The sequence below is a fragment of the Pseudoalteromonas sp. MTN2-4 genome, assembly GCF_042848605.1.
Taxonomy (GTDB): domain Bacteria; phylum Pseudomonadota; class Gammaproteobacteria; order Enterobacterales; family Alteromonadaceae; genus Pseudoalteromonas.
This window is the reverse complement of record NZ_BTGK01000003.1, coordinates 328790-350688: the sequence shown is the minus strand read 5'-3', so window position 1 is coordinate 350688 and position 21899 is coordinate 328790. Positions and strand designations below refer to the sequence as shown.

Genomic DNA, 21899 nt, shown 5'->3' with positions numbered 1-21899 from the left:
CTCTAAAAAGCGTGAAGTTATTTATAACGATAACTCAATGCGTTCACAAATATACAGTTTAGGAATGAGGAAATGACGGTATATAACTTTTGTGCTGGTCCGGCAATGTTGCCACCAGAAGTAATGAAAAAAGCACAACAAGAATTTTTAAATTGGCAGAACCTAGGTGTATCTGTCATGGAAGTGAGCCACAGAGCTCAGCCTTACCTAGAAATGGTAAAAGAGTGCGAAGCAAGCCTTCGTCGTTTAATGAACATTTCACATGAGTTTGAAGTTTTATTTATGCATGGCGGTGGCCGTGGCCAATTTGCTGCAGTGCCTTTAAACCTTCACCTAGATGATGCACCTGGTGTGTATGTTGAGAATGGTATTTGGTCTAGTGGCGCGACGACAGAAGGCGCTAAGTTCACCGAAGTAGAAGGCATTAATATTCGTACAGATGTTGATGGTCAATTCGATATTCAGCCTGTTGCACAGTGGAAGTTACCTGAAAAAGCGTCGTTTATTCATTATTGTCCTAACGAAACAATCGATGGTATTGAGATATACGATGTGCCTAAGCACGATGCACCCATCGTGGCAGATATGTCTTCAATGATCTTGTCACGTGAAATCAATGTAGATGATTTTGATTTGATTTATGCGGGTGCTCAGAAAAATATCGGCCCTTCAGGCTTATGTATTGTTATCGTGCGTAAAACCTTGTTAGAGCGAGAAGGCTTACCTCGTCCAGCTATCCTTGATTATGCGATTGAAGCAAAACAAGGCAGTATGTATAACACGCCGCCAACTTTTGCATGGTATTTAGCAAATGAAGTATTTCAATACCTAGAGTCAATCGGTGGTGTTAAAGCAATGGAAGCGCACAATAAGAAGAAAGCAGCGATCCTATATGACTATATTGATAGCTCAGACTTCTATTCTAATAAAGTTGCTAAACATTGTCGCTCACTTATGAATGTCCCATTTTGGCTTAAAGATGACACTTTAAACGATAAGTTTTTATCTGAAGCCGAAGCCGCAGGGTTACTTGCACTTGAAGGTCATAGATTTGTTGGTGGTATGCGTGCAAGTATTTATAACGCTATGCCAGTAGAAGGTATAGAAGCTTTAGTCGCGTTTATGGATAAATTTGCACAGGAAAATAGTTAATGGAACAACTTACCTTAAAGCCAATTAAAAAGGTAAGTGGTTCAGTTACCTTACCTGGCTCAAAAAGCCTATCGAACCGAATCTTGCTGCTCGCAGCACTTGCTGATGGTGTGACGCAAGTCACTAACTTACTTGATAGTGATGACATAAGACACATGCTAAAAGCGCTTGGTCAGTTAGGTGCTAAAGTCGAACTTAACGAAGACAAGACCATCGCAACTGTTTATGGTGTTTCAGGCAAATTTGAAACGCCAGATGAACCGCTCTTTTTAGGTAATGCTGGTACTGCATATCGTCCTTTGACAGCTGTTTTAGCTGCTATTGAAGGAAATTATGAGCTTATTGGCGAGCCTAGAATGGAAGAGCGCCCGATAGGTCATTTAGTTGATGCATTAGATTCTATTGATGCAGATATCACTTACCTTAAAAATAAAGATTATCCACCATTAAAAATCCTTGGTAAAAAGCTAGCAGGCGGACATGTAGAAATTGATGGCAGTATTTCAAGTCAGTTTTTGACAGCGATATTAATGGCTGCCCCTTTATTAGGTGGTGATTTAAATATCTCTATAAAAGGTGAACTAGTTTCGAAACCCTATATCGATATTACAATAGGTGTGATGGCAAAATTTGGTGTGCATGTAGAAAATGACAATTACCAGTATTTTGTTGTTAAAGCAGGTCAAAACTATCAGTCACCAAAGAGCATTATGGTAGAAGGAGATGCATCATCTGCGTCTTACTTTATTGCTGCTGCAGCCATCAATGGTGGTGAAATAGAAATTAATGGCGTCGGCAAGGCAAGTGTGCAGGGTGATATTGGTTTTGCAAAAGTCATGGAGCAAGTTGGCGCTGAGATCGATTGGTATGATGAAAAACTGGTCGTTCGTAAAGGTGAGTTAAATGGCATCGATATTAATGCCAACGCAATTCCTGATGCTGCTATGACATTAGCGACAGTGGCACTTTTTGCTAAAGGCAAAACGGCTATTAGAGACATATACAACTGGCGTGTAAAGGAAACAGATCGACTACATGCTATGGCAACTGAATTAAAAAAATTAGGTGCTCAAGTTGTTGAAGGTAATGACTTTATTGAAGTTACACCACCTGAAACATTGAATTTAGTTGATATTGATACTTATGATGATCACAGAATTGCCATGTGTTTTTCAATGGTCGCAGTGGGCGGCCAAGAAGTGATCATTAATGATCCAAAATGTACGGCGAAAACCTTCCCAACATACTTCGATGTACTTGCATCTTTGAGTACTCATTAATCTCCAAGATCTTGAAAATGCAGGGTTATAACATTATAGCCCTGTACCTCAATTATATTATTTAACAAAAAGTTACAGCTAAAACAGGATCTATTCATAAAACATGATGTATAATGCCGCGGAATTTTTTGGTGAGCATTTCAGGAGGTTTAAATGCAGGCTGTAATGCCAGTTATCACCGTTGACGGTCCAAGTGGTTCAGGTAAAGGAACTGTTTGTCGTTTATTAGCTGAAAAATTGAATTGGGAGGTGCTAGATAGTGGGGCGATTTATCGTGTTTTAGCACTTGCTGCAATTCATCACCACATAGAATTAGACAACGAAGAAGCATTAGTGCCTCTTGCTGCTAATCTTGATGTGCAATTTCCAATCGACCGTGAAACTAAATCATGTAAAGTGATCTTAGAAGGCGAAGACGTTAGTTTAACGATCCGAAATGAAGAAGTGGGCGCTGCTGCATCAAAAGTTGCTGCTTTACCACGAGTTCGTGAAGCTTTGTTGCGTCGCCAGCGTGCATTTAGAACCGAAGCAGGTTTAATTGCAGATGGTCGTGATATGGGCACAGTTGTATTTCCAAATGCAGAAGTTAAGATTTACCTTACAGCAAGCGCAGAAGAGCGTGCTCAACGTCGTTTCGACGAGTTGAATGGTCGTGGGTTAAATGTTACACTAAGTGGTCTCCTTGCTGATATTCAAGCGAGAGATGACAGAGATATGAATCGTAAAGTAGCGCCGCTAGTGCCTGCTGAAGATGCCATTGTAATTGACACGACAACATTAAACGCTGAACAAGTGTTTAATGAAGTTCAAAACATTCTTGAACAAGCCGTCATTAATGGTAAGTTAAAACAATCTCTTATAGCATAGATTTTTAATGTACTGACAGGAAGTTGGTGCTTGTTAAACTACCCCATGCGGCATGGTTGCCAATTGGATTATTAAATATTTAGAGACGTATAATGTCAGAAAATTTTGCGCAGTTATTTGAAGAAAGCCTAAAGGGTTTTGAAGCAGAACAAGGTTCAATCGTTAAAGGTACTGTTATCTCAATCGAGAACAACATCGTTCTTGTTGACGCTGGCCTTAAATCTGAAAGTGCAATCCCTGCTGAGCAATTCAAAAATGCTGCTGGTGAACTAGAAGTTGCTGTTGGTGATGAAGTAGACGTAGCACTAGATGCTATCGAAGATGGTTTCGGTGAAACTATCCTTTCTCGTGAGAAAGCTAAGCGTCACGAAGCTTGGATCCGTCTTGAGAAAGCATGTGAAGAGCAAGAGACTGTTACTGGTATCATCAACGGTAAAGTTAAAGGCGGTTTCACTGTTGAAGTTGATTCAATCCGTGCATTCCTACCTGGTTCACTTGTTGATGTTCGTCCAGTACGTGACACAACTCACCTTGAAGGCAAAGAGTTAGAGTTCAAAGTAATCAAGCTTGACCAGAAGCGTAACAACGTTGTTGTTTCTCGTCGTGCAGTTATCGAATCTGAAAACTCACAAGAGCGTGATGAACTTCTTGCTAACCTTGTTGAAGGTCAAGAAGTTAAAGGTATCGTTAAGAACCTTACTGACTACGGTGCATTCGTAGACCTAGGTGGTGTTGATGGTCTTCTACACATCACTGACATGGCTTGGAAGCGCGTTAAGCACCCAAGTGAAATCGTTAACGTTGGTGACGAAATCGCGGTTAAAGTACTTAAGTTCGACAAAGAGAAGACGCGTGTTTCTCTAGGTCTTAAGCAGCTTGGCGAAGATCCATGGGCAGCTATCGCTGGTCGTTACCCTGAAGGTGCTAAGCTTTCAGGTCGTGTAACTAACCTAACTGACTACGGTTGTTTCGTTGAAATCGAAGAAGGTGTTGAAGGTCTAGTTCACGTTTCAGAAATGGATTGGACTAACAAAAACATCCATCCTTCAAAAGTTGTTTCACTAGGTGACACTGTTGAAGTTATGGTTCTTGAAATTGACGAAGAGCGTCGTCGTATTTCTCTTGGTCTTAAGCAGTGTATTGCTAACCCATGGCAAGAATTTGCTCGCCTACAGAACAAAGGTGATCAAGTTACTGGTAAGATCAAGTCAATCACTGACTTCGGTATCTTCATCGGTCTTGAAGGTGGTATCGACGGTCTTGTACACCTATCTGACATCTCTTGGAACACTCCAGGTGAAGAAGCGGTACGTGAGTACAAGAAAGGCGATGAAATCACTGCAATCGTACTTCAAGTTGACCCAGAGCGTGAGCGTATCTCACTAGGCGTTAAGCAAATTGAAGCAGATCCTTTCAATAACTACCTAGACGCAAACAAAAAAGGTGCTATTGTTAAAGGTAAAGTGACTGAAGTTGACGCGAAAGGTGCAACTGTTGAGCTTATCGAAGGTGTTGAAGGTTACATCCGTGTAGCTGACATCGCTCAAGAGCGTGTTGAAGATGCAACAACTGCTGTTTCTGCAGGCGACGAAATCGAAGCTAAATTCGTAGGTGTTGATCGTAAGAACCGTACTATCAGCCTATCAGTTAAAGCTATGTTCGAAGCTGAAGAGAAAGAAGTTCTTGAGAAGCTGAAGAAAGAAGAGCCAGCATTCGAAAATGCAATGGCTGCAGCTTTCAAAAACGCTCAGAAAGACTAATTTCGAGTACAGATAGAAAGGGCACTTTTGCCCTTTCTTTTTATTTTGAGGAAAAATTATGACAAAGTCAGAATTGATAGAACAGTTAGCTGAACAACATATTCATATTCCAGTTAAGGACGTTGAAAATGCCGTTAAAGAGATTCTTGAACAAATGGCAGGGTCATTAGCAGAATCTGAACGAATTGAAATTCGTGGATTTGGTAGTTTTTCACTACATTACCGTGCCCCTCGTACAGGTCGTAACCCAAAAACTGGTGAAACAGTTGAATTAGATGGTAAACACGTCCCACACTTTAAGCCTGGTAAAGAGCTTAGAGACAGAGTAAACGCAAGTATTGCTGGTTAAGGGTAGGGTAGCAGTTGGTAAAGATCGCCAAAAAAGGATTGTTGTTAGTTCTAATAGTTTTAGCTTTTGTAATAGGTTCACAAAACCCTGCAGAAGTACAAGTAAACTATATATTAGCGAGTAGCACTTTACCTCTTGCCACTATTCTCGCAATCACATTTATTATTGGGTTGTTGATTGGTTGTTTAATCGGCACTGCTTCAGTTTCTAAACTAAAATGGCAGAATTACCGTTTAAATAGAAAAGATAAAGTAAACGCTGATCAGATAAATACTCAATAATGATAGAACTGCTGTTTTTACTTCTTCCTGTTGCTGCTGCTTACGGTTATGTAATGGGCAAGAATAGTGCTAAGAATCAAGCTCATGAATACAGCAGAAAAATAACGTCCGAATATAGTAAAGGGCTAAAATTCTTACTAGACCGTGAAGAAGATCAGGGTCTTGAACACCTTATTCAATTGCTTGAAGTCTCTGCTGACTCTGTCGAGCATTACCTTACTTTAGCCAGTTTATTTCGCAAACGAGGCGAAATAGATAGAGCAATCAAAATTCATGAACTCCTCATTAATCAGCCTAATTTAGATGAACGCATCATGTCTGATTGTAGACTTGAGCTTGCGCAAGATTACATAATGGCTGGCTTATTAGACAGTGCTGAAGAGCATTTAATTATTCTGGTTAAGTCTAATAACACCCAAGCACTAGAACCAATTATTAATTTATATTCACAAATGAGCGAATGGCAAAAAGGTGTGAATATGTTTGAAGCTCACAGTGACTTATTTAGTAAAAGAAGTCATTGTGCTGCAATCGCAAACTTCTATTGTGAAACCGCATTATCTAATCAAACTCCTAAATTAATGGAAAAGACGTTTGCACTAAACCATAAAACAATTCGCCCTATGTATGAACTCGGTTTAGATGCTTATAACAATAAAGATTATGTGAAGAGTATATATTATTGGCGAAAACTCATTTGCAGCTTTTCTGATACAGCGCCAATTTATATGGAACAACTTGAGCATAGCTATAATGCACTTAATTTACAGTCCCAGTTTTATGAACTGATCAGCGAATTATTGCCTAAGGGCGGTATGCTGATAAAAATAAAACATTGCCAATCTTTATTAGAATTAAATAAAGCAAATGAAGCGATAGAATTTCTAACTGATAGTTTAAAACGTGAGCCATCAATTAGAGGTTTTAGTTACTTATTAAAACTGCTGAGTAGTAAAAACCACAAACTACAAGATGTATTAAATGAGATAGATCATTTAGTTACATCCTACATAAATACTAAACCAGAGTATCAGTGTCGTCACTGTGGTTTTACAAGCCATAAATTATATTGGCTTTGCCCTTCTTGTAAGCACTGGGAGACCATACGACCAAATAAAGGCGTTGATGGTTTTTAAGGCTTACTTAACTTTATTCGATTAGGATTATTATGTCTCAACACGATTCTAAAAAAGTATTAATTGCGCTTGATTATGATAATGAACAAGCAGCATTAGACTTTGTTAAGCAACTTTCTCCTCAAACGTGTCGCCTTAAAGTCGGTAAAGAAATGTTCACCTATTTCGGTCCTCAGTTCGTTAAACAGTTAGTTGACTTAGGCTTTGATGTCTTCTTAGACCTAAAATTCCATGATATTCCTAATACAGTTGCTAAAGCTGTAACTGCCGCTGCTGAGCTAGGTGTGTGGATGGTTAACGTGCATGCAAGTGGTGGTCTAGAAATGATGCAAAAAGCAAAAGAAGCTTTAGCACAATATGAAAATGGCCCATTACTTATTGCTGTAACTGTTCTAACAAGCATGGATCAGGCGCAGTTATCACGTTTAGGTGTTGATAAAACGCCACAAGAGCAAGTTTTGTATCTTGCCAAGCTTGCACAAGAAGCTGGCCTTGATGGTGTCGTATGCTCAGCTCAAGAAGCTGAAAGCTTAAAAACTGAATTGGGTGCTGACTTCAAATTAGTGACTCCAGGTATTCGTCCTGTTGGCGCAGATGTTGGTGACCAAAAGCGCATTATGACGCCAAAGAAAGCGGTCGAAGCGGGAAGTGATTATTTAGTAATAGGTAGACCAATTACTAAATCTGAAGATCCTGTTAAAGCGTTAGAAGCCATTAATTTGGAAATTAACGCTTAACCTGAAAGTTAAACGTGATGAAAAATAAAGGCAGTGTAAGCTGCCTTTATATTATTCTGAGTTATTTCAATGTAATTGACTTAGCTTCGATATCAATTAAGCCTTGTTTAAACAAGCCTCCAATGGCTTTTTTAAAGTTTGCTTTACTTGAGCCAAAACGTTTCTTAATTTCTTCAGGATCAGATTTATCGCCAAGAGGAATAAAGCCCTCTGAGTTTTTAAGTTCTGACAAAATCTGCTCACCAAGATCTTTAAATTTTTGAACGCCTTGCTTTTCAAGTACGACATCTATTTTGCCATCTTCTCGAACTTGTTTGATAAAGCCTTTTAATTTTTGCCCTATAAACAGTCTTTTGAAAACGGTATTAAAAAACACCACGCCTGTATGGCTGTCATTAATGATAACCTTAAAGCCAATATCCGTTTTAGAAGCGACGATTAAATCGACTTCTTCGTTTGGTTTATATGACGGTGTTGCTTTGTCTAAAAACTTTTTTAAGTTACTCGATGCACAAATACGTTTACTTGCATTATCTAAATATAACTTAACAAGATAACTATAGCCTTCACGCATTTTTGGCTTTTGTTCATTGTAAGGGGATAAAATATCTTTATCGATACCAATATCTAAGAAAGCACCTATCTTATTTATTTCTTTAACACGTAATAAAGCGAAATCGCCAACTTGGGCAATCACATCTTTAGTCGTAGCAGTTGGGTGGCCTAAATTATCTTGGTAGATGAAAACCTGAACGCTATCACCTTCTTCTAAGTACTCAGGTACTTCAGATTTCTTTAGAAATACTTCACCTAGTTGACCGCCGTCTAAATAAGCCCCTTCAGCGCAAAGCTCAGTGATTTGTAAATGTTGTTTTGTACCTAACATAATTATTCCTGTGTTGGCTTTGGCTTACGTCTTAATGGTGCTGCACCATCTACATCAAATGGCGCAGGGATAGGTTTTTTATTTTTCTTAATCGGTTTTTTATATGGTTTTTTCTTAATCTTTTTTACAGTATCTTTTGATTTAAGGTTAACTTTTTTTGCAGGTTTTGGTGGTCTAAGGCCTTTAAATTTACCTTCTAACCCTTCAATGACTTTAAAATCAGGTATTTCGTGTAAATATGACTTAATGGCTAGGTAACTCTTCCAATCTTTAGGACCTACGAATGATACTGCAACACCTTTAAAGCCTGCACGCCCGGTACGACCGATCCGGTGCACATATTCCTCGGCTTGTTTAGGGAGATCGAAATTAATAACGTGTGTCACGCTTAACAAGTCAAGACCCCGTGACGCAACGTCTGTGGTCACTAATACTTTAAATAAGCCGCGACTAAAAGAATCCATAATATCTAAGCGTTTAGCTTGGGTTAAATCACCTGCAAGACCTACTGCAGAGATATCCATTTCTTTAAGTAGTTCACTAATGCGCTGAGTGTCGTTTCTTGTGGCTGTAAAAATGATGCATTGACCAACAGATTCATCAGTCACTAAATGTTTGAGAAGTGCTTCTTTGTGATCAAGATGATCAGCAAAATATAGCGCTTGCTCAATGTCGTCGTGTTTCTGTTGGGCATCACTCAAAATGATGCGTTTTGGTGCTTTTAAGAGCTGACGAGATGTAACTTCAACTTGTGCATGATCTAAAGTCGCTGAAAATAGCAATGTTTGTCTTAGACGATGATCAGCAGATTGGTTGATTAAGTTTAATTGTTCTTCGAAACCTAAATCTAACATGCGATCTGCTTCATCGAAAATAAGCAGTTCTAAACCATTTAATTGTACTGTGTTTTGAGAAAGATGATCGGCTAAGCGGCCAGGGGTAGCTATAACAATGTGTGGATTCTTACGAAGTGCTTTAACTTGGTCGTTAAAGTTCTCACCGCCAAGGATTTTCACTAAAGAAATATTAGTGCTTGCAATTAACAGTCGGCATTGATTAAAAACTTGTGTCGCGAGTTCACGTGTAGGTGCAATGATAAGCGCTCTTGGATCGCGCTTACTTAGTGCTTTTTGTTTCATTATTCTGTGCACAGCAGGCAGCAAAAAAGCTAATGTCTTACCTGAGCCTGTTTTAGATTGTGCGAATACATCGTGACCTGCGATTGCAGTTGGAACGGCTTGAGCCTGAATTTCAGTTGGTGAAACTATCCCTTGGTGCGAAAGTTGTTGAGCCAAGCGGCTATCAATACCTAATTCGGTAAATTGCAAAGTTACTACTCCAAATAAAGTTTAAGCAGCAATTATATCAAACAGAGTTCTGCAACACAGGGATATTTTAGCTTTATTAGTGCATTTTTTTGTTAAATCCGTACAATACCGCCTCCGGCGCCGGATTTACGATCCGGTAGTTAGCTATTAGTCGTGCTTAAGAACTAATAGCCTTATTCAAAGCTAATTAGGAATATTATGTCTGCTCAATATGTTGTATGTGCACTTTATAAATTCGTTTCATTACCAAACTTCAAAGAAATTCGTCAGCCTCTTTTAGAGGTTATGGAAGCAAACGAAGTACGTGGTACTTTGCTTCTTGCTGCTGAAGGTATTAACGGTACAGTTGCTGCAAAACGTGAAGGTATTGATACATTACTTGCTTGGTTAGATGCGCAACCAGGTTTAGATAATATTGTTTCTAAAGAGTCTTACGACGAAACGTGTCCGTTCTATAGAACTAAAGTAAAACTTAAAAAAGAAATCGTGACTATGGGTGTGGAAGGTATCGACCCGTTAAAAGTGGTTGGTTCTTACGTTAAGCCACAAGATTGGAACGCGCTTATTTCTGACCCAGATGTTGTGGTTGTTGATACACGTAATGATTACGAAATTGAAATCGGTACGTTCAAACATGCTATTGACCCAAACACTAAGACTTTCCGTGAATTCCCTGAGTGGGCAGAGAAAAACTTAGACCCTGCTAAAAATAAAAAAGTAGCGATGTTCTGTACAGGAGGCATTCGTTGTGAAAAGTCGACTGCTTATATGAAAGAGCAGGGCTTTGATGAAGTTTACCACTTAGAAGGCGGCATTCTTAAGTACCTTGAAGAAGTACCAAAAGAAGAATCTCTATGGGAAGGTGAGTGTTTTGTATTCGATAACCGTGTAGCCGTCGATCATGACTTACAAAAAGGTCAATACGATCAGTGTCATGCTTGTCGGATGCCAATCACCGAAGAAGAAAAACAAAAGCCTGAATATGAAGAGGGTGTTTCTTGTCATCACTGTATTGATAATGTAACTGAAGAGCAGCGTGCCCGTTTTGCTGAGCGTCAAAAACAAATGAAATTGGCGCAAGAGCGTGGCGAAGGCCATATAGGGCATGAAGCTCAAGAAGCTTTACTACAGCGCAAGCAAGCAAAACAGCAGCAAAAAGAAGCTCAACGAAAAGCTTTAAAATCATAATTAAGAAAGCGCTCAATTGAGCGCTTTTTTGTTGCCCGAGACGGTTGTTTTATAGCCAGTATATTTGTTAGTCTTATAAAGATATTAATAATAATAAAATCATGTGACACTTTATGGGCAATCTATTTTTAAAAGAAAAAGAGAATTGGTGGGCTTGGTTATTCTGGTCCACAATAGGGGCTGCTATTTCTTACTATTCATCTTATGTCACGGAACAAGTTCAATATTTATTTCTTCCAGCTTCATTTTTACTTTTAGTGCTTACTTGGTGGATGAGTTATAGTAAACGCTATGAATTCTCTAGAGCTTTTAAAGTGTTGCTTTTTGTCGGAAGCATTTCATTTGCACCGCTTTTATACACACAAAATTATACATTAGATGAGATCACAAAATTATTTGTTGATTCAGCATTTGTACTCATAAGCTTAACTTGCGTGAGTTTAATGGGCGCATTCATAGCAAAACGACCAAAACAGTATTATTAGTAATCAAACAATTTAATATTGGTTCTTTTTTTTAAATAGTACTTTACAAGGTTTGTAAAACTCTCTATCATTCGCGCCAACAACGGAGAGATGGCTGAGTGGTTGAAAGCACCGGTCTTGAAAACCGGCATACGTTAATAGCGTATCTAGGGTTCAAATCCCTATCTCTCCGCCACCTCATTCCCAAAACCGCCTTAAGGCGGTTTTTTTCGTTTGGAGGAAGTATGAAACTTGATTTGGTAAAGCGTTTTTCACTTTGGATCATTTTTAGTTTTTTCTATGTCAGTGGCTTGGAAATGGCATTGCAATTATCAATCGATGCACAACAAGACCCGAACCTTCTCAACACCGTTCTCTATACATTTCTGTTTAATCTATTAGTTGGTCACTTAATTGTGAAATACGAAAAAGTATGGCCAATATTCTGCGCAATGATAGTTGGTGCTTTTGGTATTATTGGCTTTGGGTATTTTTTCACAGAGCAACTTATCGACTACAGCAAAGAGTTAAAACTTGCCTTGGTATTAAGTTTACCGTTTGCAACATTTGTTGTGGTAGAGCTTAAGAAATTAATGGATAAGCAGCAAGCAGAGTAACCTTTATCTCAATCTGCAGTGTGTTACACTGCAACATTCTTTAAATTAAAAAAGCGAAAATTTACATGTCTGATTTATTTAATACAGGTGCAGAAAAAGCAAGCTACGGTATCGGTCTGCAAATGGGCGAGCAGCTTAAAGCTAACCCTTTCGATGGTCTTAACCTTCACTCAGTGTTTGAAGGTATGAAAGATGCGTATGCTGGTGAAGCACTTCGTGTTGAAATTCCTGAAATTCAAGCTGCATTTGAAGCAATCAATGCAGAAATTCAAAAGCGTCGCGAAGAAGAAGCTAAAGTTTTAGCTGCTGAAGGTACGGCTTTCTTAGAAGACAACGCTAAGCGTGCAGAAGTAACTGTTACTGAGTCAGGCCTACAGTACGAAGTACTAGCAACAGGCGAAGGTGACAAGCCAGCTGCAGATTCAACTGTACGTGTTCATTACCACGGTACATTAATCAACGGTACTGTTTTCGATAGCTCTGTTGAACGTGGTCAACCTGCTGAGTTCCCAGTAAACGGTGTTATCAAAGGTTGGACTGAAGCACTTCAACTAATGGCGCCTGGTGCTAAATTCCGTCTATATATCCCGCATGACCTAGCTTACGGTGAGCGCGGTGCTGGTGCATCAATCGCACCATTCTCAACACTTGTATTCGATGTTGAGCTATTAGAAGTTCTTTAATTAAGAATTTACCACTTTTTCAATTTCACTCAGTGAATTGAATCAGCTATAAAAATCCTCGTTTTGTACGGGGATTTTTTTTGCATAAGTTTTTTGTTCATATATTCGTAACACACAAAAAAAGCGCCAACTTGGCGCTTTTTTTATCTAATGCAGATTAGTAGTTTGCATTGCCTTTAGTGCGAGGGAAGGCGATAACATCACGTACATTGCCCATACCTGTCACATAAGCAACCAAGCGCTCAAAGCCTAGACCAAACCCTGAGTGAGGTACTGTGCCGTATTTACGTAGATCGCGATACCAGCTATAGTCTTCTTTGTGAAGACCCATCTCTTCTAAACGCGCATCTAGTACATCTAAACGCTCTTCACGTTGAGAGCCTCCAATGATCTCACCAATACCTGGTGCTACTACGTCCATAGCTGCGACTGTTTTACCATCTTCATTTTGGCGCATATAGAATGCTTTAATATCACGAGGGTAGTTTTTAATTACTACTGGTGCTTTAAAGTGCTCTTCTGCAAGATAGCGCTCATGTTCAGATTGTAAATCAACACCCCATTCAACCGGGAATTCAAATTTCTTACCACAGTTTTCAAGGATTGTGATTGCATCAGTATAATCAACTTGTGCGAAATCTTTTTCAACAAACTCTTCTAAACGAGAGATCGCTGTCTTCTCGATACGTTGTGCGAAAAATTCCATATCGTCACGACGCTCAGCAAGTACTGCTTTAAATACATACTTAAGCATATCTTCAGCAAGGCTGGCGATGTCTTCTAAGTCAGCAAATGCTACTTCAGGTTCTACCATCCAGAACTCAGCAAGGTGACGAGACGTATTTGAGTTCTCGGCACGGAACGTTGGGCCAAATGTGTAGATTTTTGACATCGCACTTGCATATGTTTCGCCATTTAACTGACCAGAAACAGTTAAGAAGGCTTCTTTACCGAAGAAATCTTCAGCGTAGTCAATGTCACCTTTATCCGTAAGCGGTAGGTTCTGCATATCTAATGTTGATACACGGAACATTTCACCCGCACCTTCACAGTCACTCGCTGTGATGATTGGTGTACTGATCCACATGTAACCACGTTCGTGGAAAAAACGGTGAATGGCTTGTGATAAACAGTTGCGAACACGTGTCACAGCACCAATTACGTTTGTACGAGGACGTAAGTGCGCATGTTCACGTAAGAATTCGATACTATGGCGCTTTGCAGCCATAGGGTAAGTATCTGGGTTTTCAACTAAACCGATAACTTCAACTGTATCAGCTTGGATTTCGAAAGCTTGGCCTTGGCCCTGAGACTCAACCAGTTTACCCGTTACGCTAACTGAACAACCAGCAGTTAAATTGGTAACTTCATCATAATTATTGAGCGAATTCGGAACAACTGCTTGAATAGGGTTAAAACAAGAACCGTCGTGTACGGCTAAGAAAGAAATACCTGCTTTAGAATCGCGGCGTGTACGGATCCAACCTTTTACTGTTACTTGGCTGTCTACCGCAACGGTGCCTTTAAGTAGCTCCGTTATCGCTATGTGGCTCATCTTCACTCCAATGATTTAGTTACTCTAATAATTATTTAAACTGTCATACCCTTTGGTACGAGGGCATTATCTTACCTGTGATGAGCAAATAAAAAAACCATTTATGACAACTCTTTTCAGGTCAATTGCACTAAATAACACTCTAAATATAAGTATCATGACTAATTTGCATAAATATGGCATCATTGGCTTAAATTCAGTGATAAAAATAAGTAATTAGTTGAAGGCAATGAAGCAAGTTTTTATTCTAAGAGGGCTTCCAGGTTCAGGCAAAAGCCATTATGCACAAAACTTAGTCGACGAACTCGTCGCAGGTGACGAGACACAATACGCGATTTGTGCGACAGACGACTATTTTTACAATGAACAAGGTGAGTATCATTTCGATAAATTCAAGCTATCAGAATTTCATAATTTGAATCTTGCTCGTTATATCAATGCGCTGGCTGAGGGGATTCCACTTGTTATCGTTGATAACACTAATATTAAGAAATGGGAGTTTGTCGCCTATGCACAAGCAGCCCATGCCTTAGGTTATCAAGTTAAAGAAGTGGTAGTGGGTGAGATCAAAGATAAATCTTTGCAACATTTGTATGCTAAACGAAATACCCATGGTGTAGCATTAAGAACCATCAGTAAAATGGCCTATATGTTTGAGTGGTAATACTTTGTTAAATATTTAGATTTAACTTCTGTAATTAAATAAAATAAAAAAACCCGCTTTAAGCGGGTTTTTTTATTCTACTTATAGATTAAGCATTTTCTAGTGCAGTACGAGCATCTACGAATTCCATGTTGAAGCCTTCAGCAACTTCTTTACATGTAATTTGACCGTTGATCACGTTTAAGCCATTCATGAAGTGTTCGTCTTCAAGAAGTGCAGCTTTATAGCCTTTGTTTGCAAGCTTGATGATATACGGTAACGTTGCATTGTTTAGTGCGAACGTTGAAGTACGTGGAACAGCACCAGGCATGTTAGCAACACAATAGTGAACAACGTCATCAACGATGTATGTTGGTTCAGCGTGTGTAGTTGCTTTAGAAGTTTCAATACAACCACCTTGGTCGATTGCAACGTCAACAATTGCAGAACCAGGTTTCATGTTCTTGATGTGTTCAGCAGTTACTAGTTTTGGCGCTGCAGCGCCTGGGATAAGTACACCACCGATTACAAGATCAGCTTCAAGTACGTGCTTTTCAAGTGCGTCAGCAGTAGAGTATACAGCTTTAACACGGTTGCCGAATTGTGCGTCTACACGACGAAGAACGTCAACATTACGGTCAAGAACAACAACATCAGCACCCATGCCAACAGCCATTTGCGCTGCATTGTTGCCAACCATACCAGCACCAATAACAACTACTTTAGCTGGCTCAACACCAGGTACACCACCTAAAAGCATACCACGACCTGCATTTGATTTTTCAAGTGCCTGAGCGCCAGCTTGAATTGACATACGGCCAGCAACTTCTGACATAGGCGCTAGAAGTGGTAAGCCACCACGAGCGTCAGTAACAGTTTCGTATGCGATACAGATAGACTTGCTCTTAACAAGGTCTTCAGTTTGTGGAAGATCTGGTGCAAGGTGAAGGTAAGTGAATAGGATTTGACCTTCACGTAACATAGCGCGCTCAACTGCTTGAGGCTCTTTTACTTTAACAATCATGTCTGCTTTTGCAAAAACATCAGCAGCTGTTGGTAAGATTTCTGCACCAACTGCAATGTAATCTTCGTCAGTAAAACCAATGCCAATACCAGCATTTGTTTCAACAACAACTTGGTGGCCGTGGTTAATTAATTCACGAACACTTGCTGGAACCATACCAACACGGTATTCATGGTTTTTTATTTCTTTAGGTACACCGATAAGCATAATAATCGCCTCATATATAAGAACGGGATAAAATTTTCGACTATTATATTGGTCATTAGCTAGCATGTCCTACCTTTTTTGGTGTATCTTCTAGATATAAATTCTGAAAAGTATCGAATGGCAGATTAAAACTCTGAAAAGCATATGTACCAACAGTTAGATCGAATAGACAGAAACATTTTAGTAGAACTTCAGAAAGATGGCAGACTTTCAAATGTAGAGTTAGCAAGGAGAATTGGACTTAGTGCAACGCCTTGTTTAGAGCGAGTAAAAAAGCTAGAGCGAGAAGGCTATATAAAGGGGTATAAAGCTGTTGTTGACCCGGCTAAGTTAGGGCAAGGGCTTTTAGTTTATGTAGAAGTAACAGTAAATAAGAATAGCCCTGATGTATTCGATAAGTTCAATCAGGCAGTGAGGCAGCATGATGAAATAATCGAATGTCACTTAGTGTCAGGTAATTTTGACTTTTTACTAAAAACACGAGTAACAGATATGTCTGAGTATCGGGGGGTTTTGGGAGACATACTGCTGCAATTACCAAATATAAGTGAAAGTCGCACTTATGTTGTTATGGAAGAGGTAAAAGGGGAGCTCGGAGAAGTAATAAAACCCTGTGAAGCTTAGTTATTTCTTGGTATTGTTACAGTTATTACAAAAGCGTGCTTAAGCGCTTATTCAGATAAAAAAGATTTTAATATCCAAAAGTTTAGATTTACCAAAAAAGCATCAACAACTGCACTCAAAAAAAATCTAAACCAAGGCAAATTAGGGGTAAACGCACTTTATGCGTCTTAATGGAATTCAAAGGCTACTTGAAACTGGTCTGATCGTCAGCACTTTCACGGCAATATTTACGTTATGTGCCTTGATAAGCTTTGACCCATCTGATCCTGCTTGGTCTCAAACAGGTGAATATCTTGAAGTAAAAAATATTACAGGTACAGCTGGTGCGTGGGTTGCTGATATTTTATTAGTCAGTTTTGGTTGGATGGCGTTTTTAGTGCCTGCAGCCATTCAACTAGCTGGCTATTTGTTGTTTAAGAAACCACACAAGTTATTTCACCTTGATTATGTCACTTTAGCGTTAAGGCTGATTGGGTTAGTTTTGTTTGTATCTTCAGCAAGTGCCATAAGCAGCATCAACTTTGATGATATCTATCATGTGTCTTCAGGCGGATTTATTGGTGACGTCGTTCGTGATGCGATGATCCCAGCATTTAAATTCACGGGCACTTCAATTATTTTATTATGCTTTTTCTTTGCTGGTTTAACCTTAATGACAGGGGTGTCATGGGTTGAGTTTGTTGACTACATCGGTGAAAAGGTTATTCAAGCTTGTCGTGTATTATTCAAAAAGTTCCAAGACTTCCAATCAAACAAGCGAGCACAGCCTGTCGTTAGACAAGAAACTGAAGTTCAGTTAGATGAAATGACAACTCTTGAAGATATATCAGATAAAACCGAAATCACTCATGCTGAATCTGAAATTACTTCTCAACAATCGCTAGAACAAAAACCAATTGCGAAATTAAAAGATAGACTATTTGCTAAGCAAACTGATTCAGAAACAATTCAAGAGACTGAAAGCAAAGTAATAAAAAGTGAACCTATTGTTGAGAGTTCAAGTTTGGATAACTCTCGAGCTGATGTATTTGATGAATTAGATGATATTCTAGAGCAAGAAATCAACTTTTCAGCGATTGATGATGACGACTTTGATGCCTCTAGCGCGTTACAAGGCTTAGACGATGCACCTGTTCTAGCTCAAGAGCCAGAAACCCGAGTTCAGTCTCCAGCAAGACCACTAAAACCAAAACCTGAAAAACCAGTTTTTGTGCCAGAGCCAACAGCGAAAGAAAAGTTTGAAGAATTGCTGAATGCTGAGCCGCCAAAGGATCCTCTTCCATCACTCGATTTATTAGATAGGCCTGATAAACAGAAAAACCCTATATCAAAAGAAGAATTGGATGCCGTTTCTCGTCTTGTAGAAGTGAAGCTACTGGATTTTAATATTCAAGCGAGTGTAGTAGGGGTGTACCCAGGTCCCGTTGTCACGCGATTTGAGCTCGATTTAGCACCGGGTATTAAAGTTGCGAAAATCACCGGTCTAGCAAAAGATTTAGCGCGTTCATTATCAGCTGTCAGTGTTCGTGTTGTAGAAGTGATCCCTGGTAAAACCTATGTTGGCCTTGAACTACCAAACAAACACAGAGAAATTGTACGCCTTTCAGAAGTAATTAACGCCCCTAAATTTGAACAAAACCCATCACCATTAACCATGGTTTTAGGTAAAGACATTGCCGGTCAGCCTGTAGTGGCAGATTTGGGCAAAATGCCACACCTATTAGTTGCGGGTACAACGGGTTCAGGTAAATCTGTTGGCGTAAATGTCATGATTTTGAGCTTGCTCTACAAGTCTCCGCCAGAAGATGTGCGTATGATCATGATAGACCCGAAAATGCTAGAGCTTTCTGTTTATGAAGGTATTCCACACTTACTATGCGAAGTTGTCACAGACATGAAAGAAGCGTCAAATGCACTGCGATGGTGTGTCGGCGAAATGGAACGACGTTACAAACTCATGTCAGCACTTGGTGTCCGTAACTTAAAAGGCTATAACCAAAAAGTGCTTGCGGCCAAAGAAGCGGGTCAACCATTATTAGACCCGCTTTTCAAAGACACAGATGGCATGGCGAATGAGCCCGAAGAGCTTGATAAACTGCCTAGTATCGTTGTTGTGATTGACGAGTTTGCCGACATGATGATGATTGTCGGTAAGAAAGTCGAAGAGTTGATTGCGCGTATAGCACAAAAAGCACGTGCTGCAGGTATTCACTTGGTGCTTGCAACACAAAGACCGTCTGTTGATGTTATTACAGGTCTTATCAAAGCGAATATTCCAACTCGTATGGCTTTCCAAGTATCAAGTAAAATCGACTCTCGTACCATTTTAGATCAGCAAGGTGCAGAAAACTTACTTGGCATGGGTGACATGCTGTATTTACCGCCGGGCACCAGCGTACCAATTCGTGTTCACGGCGCGTTTGTTGATGATCACGAAGTACATGCTGTTGTAAATGACTGGAAAGCTCGTGGTAAGCCAAATTATATCGAAGAAATCTTATGTGGTGATGCCACTGAAGATATTTTATTACCGGGTGAAACACCTGAAGGTGGCGACGACGAATCTGATCCACTTTATGACGAAGCCGTTAACTTTGTCATTGAATCTGGCAAGGTGTCTGTTTCGAGTGTGCAGCGTAAGCTTCGTGTCGGTTATAACCGAGCTGCTCGTTTAGTTGAACAAATGGAAGCGTCAGGTGTCGTAAGTTCACCAGGACACAATGGTGCTCGAGAAGTATTAGTCCCTAAAGGGGGAGTAAATTAAATGATGAAAAAAACACTATTATCAAGTTTAATCGGTTTGTCTCCACTGTTTTTGTCACAAGCCGCATTTGCAGATGCTGCAATTGAACTTAAAGCTAAGCTCTCTGAAATGACGACGTTTAAAGCGAGTTTTAATCAAAAAGTAACGGATGAGCAAGGTGAAGTATTACAAACTGGCTCGGGTAACTTAGCGCTAGCACAGCCTTTAAAAATTCATTGGCAACAACAAGAGCCTGACTCAACTATGTTGGTTTCTGATGGACATCGTGCTTATTATTACGATGAATTTGCAGAGCAAGTGACCATTATGGCCAGTCTTAATCTGATCGAAACAACGCCTTTTGTTTTATTAACTACAAATGCTAAAACACAATGGGAAAAGTATCAGGTTTCTAAGACTAAAGATAATTACAAAATTATCCCTAAATCGACAACCGACTCTCAAGTGGAGTCGTTAGAATTACAGTTTAATACTGACAAACAACTTTCAAAAATATTGGTGGTGGATTTATCAGGTCAATCAACTGAGTTTAAATTTTCAGACATCAAATTAAACGGTTCTTTAAATAGTGACCTGTTTAATTTTACCATTCCTGAACATGTTGTAATTGACGACCAAACACAAAGTGAATAGTTTTTGTGAGTAATTTAGGATTTGATTTTGGCAACGATGTAAAGCCATTGGCCGCAAGAATGCGGCCAACACGGTTAGAAGACTACATAGGCCAATCACATATATTAGCCGCTGATAAACCCTTATATAAAGCCATACTTTCCGGCAGAGCACATAGTCTAATCGTTTGGGGGCCGCCTGGCGTCGGCAAAACCACCATTGCTGAAATAATTGCTAACCACGCTAATGCGCGCATTCAGCACTTATCCGCAGTGACTTCAGGTGTAAAAGAAATCCGTGAAGCCGTGTTAGAAGCAAAACAAAACCTCAGTATGGGACAAAGAACTTTATTATTTGTTGACGAAGTTCATAGATTTAATAAGTCTCAACAAGATGCTTTTTTACCTCACATTGAAGATGGTACTTTTATTTTCATTGGTGCCACTACTGAAAACCCTAGTTTCGCCTTAAATAACGCGATTCTATCGCGGGCACGTGTATACACCTTAAAGGCTTTAACCGATGAAGAACTTGTTCAGGTATTAAAACGCGCTATTACCAAAGATGAGACACTTTCAAAGCTGCAAATCACGATATCCGATGCGCAACTTATGCAAATCTCGCTGGTCAGTAGTGGTGATGCTAGAAAAGCCTTGAATTTACTTGAGCAAGCTATTGAGCTATCTGAACAACATGGGCAAGTGGTTATTACATCTGATGTACTTAGTCAGCTATTACCTTCTCATTTTGCAAAATATGATAAAGGGGGCGATTTATTCTACGACCTGATCTCAGCGTTTCATAAATCAGTTAGGGGTAGCGATCCAGACGCCGCACTTTATTGGTATTGCAGAATTCTAGCAGGTGGTGGTGACCCACTTTATGTTGCAAGGCGCCTTTTAGCCATTGCCACCGAAGATATTGGTAATGCAGATCCAAGAGCGATGCAAGTAGCATTAAATGCGTGGGATATTTTTCAACGCGTTGGGCCCAGTGAAGGCGAGAGAGCCATTGCACAGGCAACTATCTATTTAGCCAGTGCAGCAAAAAGCAATGCAGTTTACATGGCGTTTAACCAAGCAAAGCAAGATGCTGCGACTGACCCTGACTACCAAGTGCCTGTTCATTTACGCAATGCACCGACAAAGCTCATGAAAGAGCTAGGTTATGGTGATGAATATCGTTATGCCCATAATGAAGGAGGGGCATTTGCCGCAGGTGAAAATTACTTTCCCGAAGAAATCAAAGACAGGCATTATTATGTGCCCTCTGAACGCGGCTTAGAGAAGCAGATCAAAGATAAGCTTGAATATTTAAAGTCATTAAATCAAATGAGTGTGAACAAAAGATATTCAAATGATTAAAATGTACCTCTCAATTGCACTTGGCGGCGCACTTGGTGCGTGTTTAAGGTTTTTTATTAGTGATACAATGCTTAAACTGCTGGGTAGGGGATTCCCATTTGGCACTTTGACCGTTAATATAATCGGCTCATTATTATTGGGAGTTGTATTTGGCTTACTTGAAAAACAAGTACTCGCGGTAAGCCCTTATAAGTCACTTATTGTGATTGGTTTCTTAGGTGCATTAACAACTTTCTCTACATTCTCAATGGACTCTTTGTTGCTACTTCAACAAGGGCAAATTGTGAAGATGATTCTCAATATCACCTTAAATGTGGTGTTATGTATTTTTATGGCTTGGTTAGGCCTTAACTTAGTCATGCAAAAAGGTTAAAAGCA

The 21899-nt window shown here is 39.6% G+C and carries 22 protein-coding genes and 1 tRNA gene; 19 read left to right on the top strand and 4 right to left on the bottom strand.

What is annotated here, in order from left to right:
- Positions 1-72 precede the first annotated feature (72 nt).
- From serC to pyrF, 8 genes are all read left to right on the top strand, one after another.
- On the top strand, positions 73-1152 hold the full coding sequence (gene serC, locus ACGHEH_RS10445) for a 3-phosphoserine/phosphohydroxythreonine transaminase (RefSeq protein WP_349287303.1): 1080 nt from the start codon (positions 73-75) through the stop codon (positions 1150-1152).
- Entirely contained in the window at positions 1152-2432 is a 1281-nt protein-coding gene (gene aroA, locus ACGHEH_RS10440) for a 3-phosphoshikimate 1-carboxyvinyltransferase (protein WP_390444881.1), read from the top strand. Before serC ends, aroA begins: the two co-directional genes overlap by 1 nt.
- Before the next feature lie 153 nt (positions 2433-2585).
- Entirely contained in the window at positions 2586-3299 is a 714-nt protein-coding gene (gene cmk / locus ACGHEH_RS10435) for a (d)CMP kinase (protein ID WP_390444879.1), read from the top strand.
- Between the two features lie 92 nt (positions 3300-3391).
- Complete coding sequence (gene rpsA, locus ACGHEH_RS10430) at positions 3392-5059, top strand: 30S ribosomal protein S1 (protein ID WP_390444876.1); 1668 nt, start codon at positions 3392-3394, stop codon at positions 5057-5059.
- Between the two features lie 58 nt (positions 5060-5117).
- On the top strand, positions 5118-5408 hold the full coding sequence (ihfB, locus tag ACGHEH_RS10425) for an integration host factor subunit beta (protein WP_138482285.1): 291 nt from the start codon (positions 5118-5120) through the stop codon (positions 5406-5408).
- A gap of 14 nt (positions 5409-5422) precedes the next feature.
- Positions 5423-5689 carry a lipopolysaccharide assembly protein LapA domain-containing protein gene (locus ACGHEH_RS10420; RefSeq protein ID WP_390444873.1) on the top strand — a complete coding sequence of 89 codons (267 nt, stop codon included), beginning with the start codon at positions 5423-5425 and terminating at the stop codon, positions 5687-5689.
- Positions 5689-6825, top strand: coding sequence for a lipopolysaccharide assembly protein LapB (locus tag ACGHEH_RS10415; protein ID WP_390444871.1), 1137 nt, complete (start codon positions 5689-5691; stop codon positions 6823-6825). The genes ACGHEH_RS10420 and ACGHEH_RS10415 overlap by 1 nt, the downstream gene beginning before the upstream one ends.
- A 32-nt stretch (positions 6826-6857) precedes the next feature.
- On the top strand, positions 6858-7562 hold the full coding sequence (gene pyrF, locus ACGHEH_RS10410; protein ID WP_390444869.1) for an orotidine-5'-phosphate decarboxylase: 705 nt from the start codon (positions 6858-6860) through the stop codon (positions 7560-7562).
- A 61-nt stretch (positions 7563-7623) separates the two neighbouring features.
- Here the strand turns inward: pyrF and ACGHEH_RS10405 are convergent, their stop codons facing one another.
- Positions 7624-8454, bottom strand: a complete 831-nt coding sequence (locus ACGHEH_RS10405) for a S1 RNA-binding domain-containing protein (RefSeq protein ID WP_390445186.1) — start codon at positions 8452-8454, stop codon at positions 7624-7626.
- The gene (locus tag ACGHEH_RS10400) at positions 8451-9776 is read right to left on the bottom strand and encodes a DEAD/DEAH box helicase (protein WP_390444867.1); all 1326 of its coding nucleotides are present in this window, start codon (positions 9774-9776) and stop codon (positions 8451-8453) included. Before ACGHEH_RS10400 ends, ACGHEH_RS10405 begins: the two co-directional genes overlap by 4 nt.
- Positions 9777-9974: 198 nt before the next feature.
- On the opposite strand from ACGHEH_RS10400, the gene ACGHEH_RS10395 reads away from it, so the two are divergent.
- The 5 genes from ACGHEH_RS10395 to ACGHEH_RS10375 all read left to right on the top strand — a co-directional run bounded on the left by ACGHEH_RS10395 (position 9975) and on the right by ACGHEH_RS10375 (position 12728).
- Entirely contained in the window at positions 9975-10964 is a 990-nt protein-coding gene (locus ACGHEH_RS10395) for a rhodanese-related sulfurtransferase (protein WP_138568562.1), read from the top strand.
- Between the two features lie 113 nt (positions 10965-11077).
- Entirely contained in the window at positions 11078-11449 is a 372-nt protein-coding gene (locus ACGHEH_RS10390) for a hypothetical protein (RefSeq protein WP_390444865.1), read from the top strand.
- Between the two features lie 84 nt (positions 11450-11533).
- Positions 11534-11624: transfer RNA gene (locus tag ACGHEH_RS10385), tRNA-Ser, on the top strand.
- 49 nt (positions 11625-11673) lie between these two features.
- Entirely contained in the window at positions 11674-12045 is a 372-nt protein-coding gene (locus ACGHEH_RS10380) for a hypothetical protein (RefSeq protein ID WP_390444863.1), read from the top strand.
- A gap of 65 nt (positions 12046-12110) precedes the next feature.
- Positions 12111-12728 carry an FKBP-type peptidyl-prolyl cis-trans isomerase gene (locus ACGHEH_RS10375; RefSeq protein ID WP_138482268.1) on the top strand — a complete coding sequence of 206 codons (618 nt, stop codon included), beginning with the start codon at positions 12111-12113 and terminating at the stop codon, positions 12726-12728.
- A gap of 157 nt (positions 12729-12885) precedes the next feature.
- Here the strand turns inward: ACGHEH_RS10375 and asnS are convergent, their stop codons facing one another.
- The gene (asnS, locus tag ACGHEH_RS10370) at positions 12886-14283 is read right to left on the bottom strand and encodes an asparagine--tRNA ligase (RefSeq protein WP_390444861.1); all 1398 of its coding nucleotides are present in this window, start codon (positions 14281-14283) and stop codon (positions 12886-12888) included.
- A gap of 229 nt (positions 14284-14512) precedes the next feature.
- On the opposite strand from asnS, the gene ACGHEH_RS10365 reads away from it, so the two are divergent.
- Positions 14513-14947 carry an ATP-binding protein gene (locus ACGHEH_RS10365; protein WP_390444858.1) on the top strand — a complete coding sequence of 145 codons (435 nt, stop codon included), beginning with the start codon at positions 14513-14515 and terminating at the stop codon, positions 14945-14947.
- 88 nt (positions 14948-15035) lie between these two features.
- On the opposite strand, the gene ald is transcribed toward ACGHEH_RS10365, so the two are convergent.
- The gene (gene ald, locus ACGHEH_RS10360; protein WP_390444855.1) at positions 15036-16157 is read right to left on the bottom strand and encodes an alanine dehydrogenase; all 1122 of its coding nucleotides are present in this window, start codon (positions 16155-16157) and stop codon (positions 15036-15038) included.
- Between the two features lie 144 nt (positions 16158-16301).
- Between ald and lrp the strand changes: the two genes are divergently transcribed.
- The 5 genes from lrp (at position 16302) to crcB (ending at position 21894) form a co-directional block, all read left to right on the top strand.
- The gene (lrp, locus tag ACGHEH_RS10355; protein ID WP_130254308.1) at positions 16302-16781 is read left to right on the top strand and encodes a leucine-responsive transcriptional regulator Lrp; all 480 of its coding nucleotides are present in this window, start codon (positions 16302-16304) and stop codon (positions 16779-16781) included.
- Between the two features lie 160 nt (positions 16782-16941).
- A complete protein-coding gene (locus ACGHEH_RS10350; RefSeq protein ID WP_390444853.1) occupies positions 16942-19545 on the top strand; it encodes a DNA translocase FtsK 4TM domain-containing protein in 2604 nt (867 codons plus the stop codon).
- Positions 19546-20178, top strand: a complete 633-nt coding sequence (gene lolA, locus ACGHEH_RS10345; protein ID WP_390444850.1) for an outer membrane lipoprotein chaperone LolA — start codon at positions 19546-19548, stop codon at positions 20176-20178.
- A 5-nt stretch (positions 20179-20183) separates the two neighbouring features.
- A complete protein-coding gene (locus tag ACGHEH_RS10340; RefSeq protein ID WP_390444848.1) occupies positions 20184-21521 on the top strand; it encodes a replication-associated recombination protein A in 1338 nt (445 codons plus the stop codon).
- On the top strand, positions 21514-21894 hold the full coding sequence (crcB, locus tag ACGHEH_RS10335) for a fluoride efflux transporter CrcB (RefSeq protein WP_058029743.1): 381 nt from the start codon (positions 21514-21516) through the stop codon (positions 21892-21894). Before ACGHEH_RS10340 ends, crcB begins: the two co-directional genes overlap by 8 nt.
- Positions 21895-21899: the final 5 nt, after the last annotated feature.

Coding starts and splice junctions, on each gene's coding strand:
- lolA (WP_390444850.1), top strand. CDS start 19,546: ATGATGAAAAAAACACTATTATCAAGTTTAATCGGTTTGTCTCCACTG.
- crcB (WP_058029743.1), top strand. CDS start 21,514: ATGATTAAAATGTACCTCTCAATTGCACTTGGCGGCGCACTTGGTGCG.
- rpsA (WP_390444876.1), top strand. CDS start 3,392: ATGTCAGAAAATTTTGCGCAGTTATTTGAAGAAAGCCTAAAGGGTTTT.
- cmk (WP_390444879.1), top strand. CDS start 2,586: ATGCAGGCTGTAATGCCAGTTATCACCGTTGACGGTCCAAGTGGTTCA.
- ACGHEH_RS10390 (WP_390444865.1), top strand. CDS start 11,078: ATGGGCAATCTATTTTTAAAAGAAAAAGAGAATTGGTGGGCTTGGTTA.
- ACGHEH_RS10375 (WP_138482268.1), top strand. CDS start 12,111: ATGTCTGATTTATTTAATACAGGTGCAGAAAAAGCAAGCTACGGTATC.
- ihfB (WP_138482285.1), top strand. CDS start 5,118: ATGACAAAGTCAGAATTGATAGAACAGTTAGCTGAACAACATATTCAT.
- ACGHEH_RS10415 (WP_390444871.1), top strand. CDS start 5,689: ATGATAGAACTGCTGTTTTTACTTCTTCCTGTTGCTGCTGCTTACGGT.
- lrp (WP_130254308.1), top strand. CDS start 16,302: ATGTACCAACAGTTAGATCGAATAGACAGAAACATTTTAGTAGAACTT.
- ACGHEH_RS10395 (WP_138568562.1), top strand. CDS start 9,975: ATGTCTGCTCAATATGTTGTATGTGCACTTTATAAATTCGTTTCATTA.
- pyrF (WP_390444869.1), top strand. CDS start 6,858: ATGTCTCAACACGATTCTAAAAAAGTATTAATTGCGCTTGATTATGAT.
- ACGHEH_RS10365 (WP_390444858.1), top strand. CDS start 14,513: ATGAAGCAAGTTTTTATTCTAAGAGGGCTTCCAGGTTCAGGCAAAAGC.
- asnS (WP_390444861.1), bottom strand. CDS start 14,283: ATGAGCCACATAGCGATAACGGAGCTACTTAAAGGCACCGTTGCGGTA.
- ACGHEH_RS10380 (WP_390444863.1), top strand. CDS start 11,674: ATGAAACTTGATTTGGTAAAGCGTTTTTCACTTTGGATCATTTTTAGT.
- aroA (WP_390444881.1), top strand. CDS start 1,152: ATGGAACAACTTACCTTAAAGCCAATTAAAAAGGTAAGTGGTTCAGTT.
- ACGHEH_RS10350 (WP_390444853.1), top strand. CDS start 16,942: ATGCGTCTTAATGGAATTCAAAGGCTACTTGAAACTGGTCTGATCGTC.
- ald (WP_390444855.1), bottom strand. CDS start 16,157: ATGCTTATCGGTGTACCTAAAGAAATAAAAAACCATGAATACCGTGTT.
- serC (WP_349287303.1), top strand. CDS start 73: ATGACGGTATATAACTTTTGTGCTGGTCCGGCAATGTTGCCACCAGAA.